Below are 7,188 nucleotides of genomic sequence, written 5' to 3' on the forward strand. Positions count from 1 at the left end.
TACATATTTATGATACCAAAAATAGGAATGTCAGAAATTAATTTACAAAAAAGCATCGATTTATTGTCTGTCTTTTTATCAGACGAAATGACTTTATACATAAAAACTAGAAAATTTCATTGGAATGTGGCTGGAGAAAGTTTTATGGAGTTGCACAAACTTTTCGAAAAACAATATTCCGAATTAGAAATTATTATTGACGAAGTTGCCGAAAGAATTAACAAACTTGGAGGCAAAACAATTGGTACAATGAACGAATTTACATTGCTATCAAGAATTGTCGAACATCCAAATAAATATCCTGTTCAAAAAGCAATGATATCTGAACTTTTATCAGACCACGAAATGATAATTTCTGAATTACGAAAAGATATCGACGTTTGCGCCGACGAATGTCACGATGTCGGAAGTGCCGATTTGCTTACAGGAATCTTACAACAACACGAATCAATTGCTTGGATTTTGCGTAGATATTTGAGTTAAAATTTAAAATTAACAATTAAAAAATAAGATTATGTATTACGAAAATTATTACTGGGGAATGAATGTAATTTGGTGGGGAATTTGGGTTGTTTTATTATTTTGGATTTTCGCCATTCCGTATGATATTCCTGGACAAAGACGAAAAAAAGATTCCGCTTATGACATTTTACAAAAACGATATGCAGACGGGCACATCTCAGAAGCAGAATATCATGAGAAGAAAAAAATATTAGAATCGGAGTTTAGAAAATAATTTTACAATCCTAACAGGTTTTTAAAACCTGTTAGGTCTTTTAATAAAATCCAACTTAATGATCCTTAATTACTTAATGGTTTTAAAAAAATATGATTATGAATAAATCAGAAAAATTTCCAAAAGCATCAAACGAGCAATTAGATAAAGACGGCTATCCAAAATATCCTGAAAGTGAAGATATTTATAACAAATTCAACAAGGAATTTGACATCGATCCCGAAAATATTGCCAAGAAAAAAGAGATTATCCAAATTGATAAAACACCAATTTGGAGCGAAAAAAATTTCGATCAAGATAAGTCTGGCGATGATTTAGACATTCCAGGCTCTGAACTTGATGACGATCAAGAAAACATTGGAAGCGAAGACGAGGAGAATAATGGTTACAGTATTGGTGGCGACAATCATAACGATTTAGAAGAAGATAATCAATGAAAGTTGCGGTTTTTGGAACACAATTTTACGAACGTGAATATTTCAATAAATACAATATTGATTTAAAACACGAATTGGTTTTTTTCGAAGAATCATTAAATGCTGATTCAGCAGATTTAGCAAAAGGTTTTACAGCAGTTTGTGTATTTGTAACCGATAAAATCGATAAAAACTGTATCGAGAAATTAGCAAAACTTGATGTAAAATTAATTGATTTGCGAAGTGCAGGTTACAATAATGTTGATATCGAATCAGCAAAAGCAAACAATATCAAAGTTTTGAGAGTTCCAGCCTATTCTCCACAAGCAGTTGCTGAACACGCCGTAGCATTAATTATGACATTAAATAGAAAAACCCACAAAGCCTATAATCAGGTGCATGAAAATAATTTTTCATTGCAAAATTTAATGGGTTTTAATCTTTATGGAAAAACAATTGGAGTTGTGGGAACAGGAAAAATTGGTCGTGCATTTTGTTCTATAATGTTGGGTTTTGGTTGTAAAATTATTGCATTTGATATCAAAGAAAACGAACAAATGAAACAATCTGGTGTTCATTTCAAAACCTTTGATGAACTGCTTTCAGAATCAGACATTATTTCCATTCATTGTCCGTTAAACGAGGCTACCAATCATTTATTTGATAGAAAAGTCTTTGACAAAATCAAAAAAGGCACAATGATTATTAACACAAGTCGTGGCACAATTATCAATGCCGAAGATGCAATTGAAGCATTAAAAAGCGAAAAAATCGGATATTTAGGAATCGATGTTTATGAAAACGAAAGCGATATATTTTTTAAAGACCGTTCGCAATCTGTGATAAAAGATGATGTTTTCGGACGATTATCATCATTCAATAATGTTTTAATAACGCCACATCAAGCATTTTATACGCAAGAAGCAGTAACAGAAATTGCCAAAATAACAATAAAAAACTTTACCGATTTTGAAGATAATCGAGTTTTAGAAAACGAAGTTAAAATTTAAAAAAACAGCAATATGATACGAACAGCAAAAGCACATTGGGAAGGAAATCTCAAAGAAGGAAAAGGAACTTTATCGACACAAAGTGGCGTTCTAGAAAATACAAATTACAATTTCAAAACCCGTTTTGAAGAAGGTGAAAAAGGCACAAATCCAGAAGAATTATTGGCGGCAGCGCATGCTGGATGTTTTACAATGGCAGTTTCGTCAATGCTTGGGGCAAAAGGAATTACAGCCAATAAATTGGACACCGAAGCCACTTTAATGATGGAAGGTTTGTCAATTACAGGAATTCATTTGAATATTACGGGTTCAGTTCCTGGAATAAATGCGGAAGAATTTGCAACCATCACAAAAGATGCCGAACAAAACTGTTTGATTTCTAAAGTATTAAATATTCCAATAACTTCCGAAGTACATTTTGAAATTTAAACTAAATTCTGTTTAATCATTTTTATTGATTTGCCAAGTTGGCACAACAACATCTAAAACACTAGGGGTTTTCCAACTTTCCGCCTGTGACCAACGAAAAGGTACACGAGTTAGATAATTGTTAATCAATAAAAAAAATGATTATTCAGAATTTTATTTTTACTATTAATTAATAAAAAAACAATGTCAAATATAGAAAATTTAGAACAAAAAGAAGGAATATTAAAATTACAAAAATTGGTTGATACAATCAAATTTTGTTTTTTTTGCACCGATTTGAAAAACCAAAACGCTACAAATTCAACAATTATGACTACTCAAAAAGTAGATGAAGATGGGAATATTTGGTTTTTTAGTGGTTTAAACAGCGATAGAAATCGAGATATAAAAGTAGATGAAAATATTCAATTGTATTTTTCAAGTCCAGAAAATAATGCTTTTTTGTCAGCAAATTGCGAAGCAGAAATTGTTCTAGATAAAGCAAAAATGGAAGAGTTATGGAATCCAGTTCTTAAAATTTGGTTTAAAGATGGAGTTGATGACACGAATATTTCACTAATAAAAGTTGCTGTGAAAACAGCTTATTATTGGGATAGTGAAGGAGGAAAAATGGTCAATTTTATTAAAATGATTGGCTCATTAATTACAGGAAATGATTACGTTGACGCAAATGAAGGTAAAATAAAAATTTAAATTATATTATGAAAATATTAATCGTACTCACATCGCACAACCAATTAGGACATACACAATTGGCAAACTCAGAAGGGAAAACAGGTTTTTGGATAGAAGAATTTGCGGCTCCATATTATATTTTTAACGAAGCTGGTGCAGAAATTGTTTTAGCATCACCCAAAGGCGGACAACCACCAATTGATCCAAAAAGCGATGCTCCAGAAAACCAAACCGAAGCAACAATTCGTTATAAAAACGATAAAGATTTATTACAATTAATGGCAAATACCAAAATCTTAGAAGAGGTTTCGTCTGACGATTTCGATGCCATTTTTTATCCTGGCGGACATGGACCTTTATGGGATTTAGTAATCGATAAATACTCAATTGCATTGCTTGAAGAATTTTGGGATGCCAAGAAACCTATTGCCACAGTTTGCCATTCGCCATCAGTTTTATTGAATGTAAAAGATGAAAATGGAGATTATTTAGTCAAAGGCAAAAAAGTAACTGGATTTTCTAACACCGAAGAAGTTGCAGTAAAACTGGATAAAATTGTCCCGTTTTTACTTGAAGATGAACTTAAAAAGAAAGGCGGAATTTATTCTAAAAAAGAAGATTGGGCAAGTAATGTTGTGAAAGACGGTTTGCTAATTACAGGTCAAAATCCTGGTTCGTCGGTGGCAGTAGCAAATGAATTGTTGGCAGTTTTAAAAAAATAGAAACTATTTAAATAAACAAAAAATCAATACTTTTTTTCTTCGAGCCTTTGTCTCGTCTTTTGGGACGAGATGGCAAATAAAACAAACCTTTAAGGTAAAATTTGAATTCTAAATATTTACAAAAAAATCTATCGTGGATTATAAAGATTATTATAAAATATTAGAAATTGATAAAAAAGCCACACCTGCCGAAGTGAAAAAGGCGTACCGAACTTTGGCAAAAAAAAATCATCCTGATAAAAATTTGAATGATAAAAAAGCCGAAGAACGTTTTAAATTAGTCAACGAAGCCAACGAAGTTTTAGGAAATCCCGAAAAACGAAAACAATACGATGAATTAGGAGAAAATTGGCAACAAAACCAACAAGCCCAAAGCCAACAACGAAATCCAAACCAACAATCTCGACAATCAAATCAAGGTTTTGGTGGCGGAAACCAAGAAAATTTTTCTGATTTTTTCGAACAGTTTTTTGCACAACAACGTGGCGGAAATCAACAACAAAACCAATCCAGAAAAGGCGGCGACTACGAAACTGAAATGGAAATTTCGCTCGAAGAAGCTTATTCTGGAACAAGCCGAATTATTCAACTAGAAAACGAAAAACTTCGGGTTACAACAAAACCGGGTGCTTACACAGACCAACAATTACGAATCAAAAACAAAGGTGCAAAAGGCAGTTCTGATGCCAATCGCGGTGATTTATTTGTTAGAATTCGTGTTGCTAATAATCCGAAATTTATCCGAAAAGGAGATGATTTGTACTTAACTAAAAACATCGATTTGTATGATGCCGTTTTAGGAAACCAAGTAATTATTGAAACTTTATCAGGCAAACTAAAAATAAAAATTGAGGTTGGAACTCAAAACGGAAAAACCATTAGACTGAAAGGAAAAGGAATGCCAGTTTATGAAAAAATTGGCGCTTTTGGTGATTTTTATGTTTTGATTCAAATACAAATTCCAGAAAAATTGACTGACAAACAAAAAAAATTATTCGAAGAACTAAAAGCAATTTCTTAAAACCATACAAATGAAAAACCACGCAATTGTTCCTTATGCAACCGAAAATTATTTATCATTTCTAAAGGAATTGAAAGAATCTATTTTGTATTCAAAACTGCAATATACTAGTTTCGATTTACAATTAATTAATGATATTTCAAATGATGAAATTGATGAATCTATAAAAAATGCCATATCAATTTGTCATTTGGTTGGTATTGAAAGTAAATACCATTTTAAGAAAATTTATGTTTTTGATGTAGATTATAAAATAATAAATACCGAATGGCGAATGAGTAAAAAAGGATTTAATTTGGTGGTTATGCAATTCCAAAAATTGAATCAAAAAAAAGCCATTTGGTTATGGAAATTGGCTGATAATTGAAAAAAAAAATTAACAATCCTACAAGGTCTTTTTTTACCTTGTAGGTATTTAGTGTTTTGAATTTTAGATCTACAATATCAAAAAAGACCTTGCAGGATAACAAAATACAATAAATTTAATTACACAATTTCACAAATACCTCACTTCCAAAATCTTCAAATTTTCATCAAAAATATATTTTTTTGGTACTCCAGTTGGAATATTCAAATTACAAATTTCTTCTTGGCTAATATTTTCTAAATACATCACCAAAGCGCGTAAACTATTGCCGTGAGCGACAATCAATATTGTTTTATTCGATTTCAATTTTGATTCAATTTCAAGTTTATAAAACGAAATTGTTCTGTTGTAAGTATCTTCCAAACTTTCGCCTTCTGGCGGGCGAATATTATAACTTCTTCTCCAAATTTCAACTTGTTTAAAACCGCATTTGGCAATCGTTTCGGCTTTATTTAAACCTTGTAAACTGCCATAATTCCTTTCGTTTAAGGCTTGGTTTGCTATAATTTTAATATTGTTTTGATGTATTGTGGTGAGAATAATTTGCAAACTTTCTTTCGCTCTTTTTAGAGTTGATGTATAGGCAAAATCGAATTTAAAATTCATTATTTTCTGCGCAGCCAATTCAGATTCTTGTTTGCCTAATGCTGTTAAATCCACATCTAAACTTCCTGTAAATCGGTTTTCTAAATTGTAAATCGATTGTCCGTGACGGATTAAAATAAGCGTTGACATAAATGGGTATTTTAATAATTCAAACTCGCTCCAAATCCTATTCCCATATCGCTGTCATAATGGGTTGTTACGCCAAAATTTCGTTTAATTATGTAACGAAATCCTGCCATGTATTCTTTATCAGTATTCCACATTAAGTTCATTCGAAGGCGTTTAGAAACTGGAATATCCATTCGTTCAAATTGTAATCTGAAATTACCATCTGTAAAAACTTCGGCTTGCGCTTTTATGAGCATTGGTATTGTATATTCTAATCCTGCACTAAAAACTGAACGTTCATCTTTGGTGCTTCCTTGCCCGAAAAGGTTTTTTTCTGTTTCGCCATCTTCCATTTTTCTGTATCTCCAATCGAAGCCAACAAAAGGCATTATCCATTGCATTTTTCCAATATATCGTCCAATATGAGTTTCTGTTTCGTAGCCGTGATGTTCATTGTAACCCAAACGCCATTCTGTGCCAAAACTCCATCGTGTGTTGCAAAACATTGCCATTCCGTCGTTTCCGTTGGTTGCAAAATCATTTTCTGCCATAAAATGAAATTTTCTGTCTTCGGCAAATAATTTCCTTTGGGCTAATTTTGGATTTGGAATTAATGGATTTGGTGCTTGATTTTCATAAGTAAAAACTCTGCCCATTCCTGCCATCATATGGTAAAGGATATGACAATGAAAAAACCAATCGCCCTCAACATTGGCATTGAATTCTAAAACATCGGTTTCCATTGGCATAATGTCAATGATGTTTTTGAGAGGTGCGTAATCGCCTTGCCCGTTTATAATTCTAAAATCGTGTCCGTGCAAGTGCATTGGGTGTCGCATCATTGAACCGTTGTAAATTGTGATCCGTACATTTTCGCCTTTTTTGATTAAAATTTTGTCCGTTTCGGAAACTACTTTATTGTCTAAACTCCAAACGTAACGGTTCATATTTCCTGTGAGTTCAAATTTTAATTCTTTTACTGGAGCATCTTTAGGAAGCGTTGTTTTGGTTGGCGATTTTAACATTGCATAATTTAGGGTTACAATATCCGAAAGTTTATTGCTGTTATAATCGTCTTCGGTTCCGCCTGACGGACGG

Annotated in this window: 11 protein-coding genes; 9 read left to right on the top strand and 2 right to left on the bottom strand. The window is 32.2% G+C overall.

Annotated elements, in window-relative coordinates:
- The first annotated feature begins 9 nt into the window (after positions 1 to 9).
- The 9 genes from RMO83_RS04260 (at position 10) to RMO83_RS04300 (ending at position 5,376) form a co-directional block, all read left to right on the top strand.
- On the top strand, positions 10 to 483 hold the full coding sequence (locus tag RMO83_RS04260) for a DNA starvation/stationary phase protection protein (RefSeq protein WP_310558436.1): 474 nt from the start codon (positions 10 to 12) through the stop codon (positions 481 to 483).
- Between the two features lie 31 nt (positions 484 to 514).
- Positions 515 to 736, top strand: a complete 222-nt coding sequence (locus tag RMO83_RS04265) for an SHOCT domain-containing protein (RefSeq protein ID WP_310558437.1) — start codon at positions 515 to 517, stop codon at positions 734 to 736.
- Between the two features lie 98 nt (positions 737 to 834).
- Positions 835 to 1,173 carry a hypothetical protein gene (locus tag RMO83_RS04270; RefSeq protein ID WP_310558438.1) on the top strand — a complete coding sequence of 113 codons (339 nt, stop codon included), beginning with the start codon at positions 835 to 837 and terminating at the stop codon, positions 1,171 to 1,173.
- Positions 1,170 to 2,162: a 2-hydroxyacid dehydrogenase gene (locus RMO83_RS04275; protein WP_310558439.1), complete on the top strand. Its 993-nt coding sequence runs from the start codon at positions 1,170 to 1,172 to the stop codon at positions 2,160 to 2,162. The genes RMO83_RS04270 and RMO83_RS04275 overlap by 4 nt, the downstream gene beginning before the upstream one ends.
- A 12-nt stretch (positions 2,163 to 2,174) precedes the next feature.
- Positions 2,175 to 2,591, top strand: a complete 417-nt coding sequence (locus RMO83_RS04280; RefSeq protein ID WP_310558440.1) for an OsmC family protein — start codon at positions 2,175 to 2,177, stop codon at positions 2,589 to 2,591.
- 183 nt (positions 2,592 to 2,774) lie between these two features.
- The gene (locus tag RMO83_RS04285) at positions 2,775 to 3,284 is read left to right on the top strand and encodes a pyridoxamine 5'-phosphate oxidase family protein (RefSeq protein ID WP_310558441.1); all 510 of its coding nucleotides are present in this window, start codon (positions 2,775 to 2,777) and stop codon (positions 3,282 to 3,284) included.
- A gap of 8 nt (positions 3,285 to 3,292) precedes the next feature.
- Positions 3,293 to 3,988 carry a type 1 glutamine amidotransferase domain-containing protein gene (locus RMO83_RS04290; protein WP_310558442.1) on the top strand — a complete coding sequence of 232 codons (696 nt, stop codon included), beginning with the start codon at positions 3,293 to 3,295 and terminating at the stop codon, positions 3,986 to 3,988.
- Positions 3,989 to 4,121: 133 nt separating this feature from the next.
- Positions 4,122 to 5,009 (top strand): J domain-containing protein, encoded by an 888-nt coding sequence (locus RMO83_RS04295; protein WP_310558443.1) that lies wholly within the window; start codon positions 4,122 to 4,124, stop codon positions 5,007 to 5,009.
- Between the two features lie 10 nt (positions 5,010 to 5,019).
- A complete protein-coding gene (locus tag RMO83_RS04300; protein WP_310558444.1) occupies positions 5,020 to 5,376 on the top strand; it encodes a hypothetical protein in 357 nt (118 codons plus the stop codon).
- 129 nt (positions 5,377 to 5,505) lie between these two features.
- Here the strand turns inward: RMO83_RS04300 and RMO83_RS04305 are convergent, their stop codons facing one another.
- Complete coding sequence (locus RMO83_RS04305; RefSeq protein WP_310558445.1) at positions 5,506 to 6,111, bottom strand: 2,3-bisphosphoglycerate-dependent phosphoglycerate mutase; 606 nt, start codon at positions 6,109 to 6,111, stop codon at positions 5,506 to 5,508.
- 11 nt (positions 6,112 to 6,122) lie between these two features.
- Positions 6,123 to 7,188: multicopper oxidase domain-containing protein (locus RMO83_RS04310; RefSeq protein ID WP_310558446.1), on the bottom strand; the 1,066-nt coding region annotated here is incomplete at its 5' end.

The sequence above is a fragment of the Flavobacterium sp. genome (assembly GCF_031423415.1).
In the GTDB taxonomy this organism is placed as follows: Bacteria; Bacteroidota; Bacteroidia; order Flavobacteriales; family Flavobacteriaceae; genus Flavobacterium.

Excerpts from the sequence above, each read along its gene's own strand:
- RMO83_RS04260 (WP_310558436.1), top strand. The coding sequence starts at position 10 with ATGATACCAAAAATAGGAATGTCAGAAATTAATTTACAAAAAAGCATC.
- RMO83_RS04265 (WP_310558437.1), top strand. The coding sequence starts at position 515 with ATGTATTACGAAAATTATTACTGGGGAATGAATGTAATTTGGTGGGGA.
- RMO83_RS04270 (WP_310558438.1), top strand. The coding sequence starts at position 835 with ATGAATAAATCAGAAAAATTTCCAAAAGCATCAAACGAGCAATTAGAT.
- RMO83_RS04275 (WP_310558439.1), top strand. The coding sequence starts at position 1,170 with ATGAAAGTTGCGGTTTTTGGAACACAATTTTACGAACGTGAATATTTC.
- RMO83_RS04280 (WP_310558440.1), top strand. The coding sequence starts at position 2,175 with ATGATACGAACAGCAAAAGCACATTGGGAAGGAAATCTCAAAGAAGGA.
- RMO83_RS04285 (WP_310558441.1), top strand. The coding sequence starts at position 2,775 with ATGTCAAATATAGAAAATTTAGAACAAAAAGAAGGAATATTAAAATTA.
- RMO83_RS04290 (WP_310558442.1), top strand. The coding sequence starts at position 3,293 with ATGAAAATATTAATCGTACTCACATCGCACAACCAATTAGGACATACA.
- RMO83_RS04300 (WP_310558444.1), top strand. The coding sequence starts at position 5,020 with ATGAAAAACCACGCAATTGTTCCTTATGCAACCGAAAATTATTTATCA.
- RMO83_RS04305 (WP_310558445.1), bottom strand. The coding sequence starts at position 6,111 with ATGTCAACGCTTATTTTAATCCGTCACGGACAATCGATTTACAATTTA.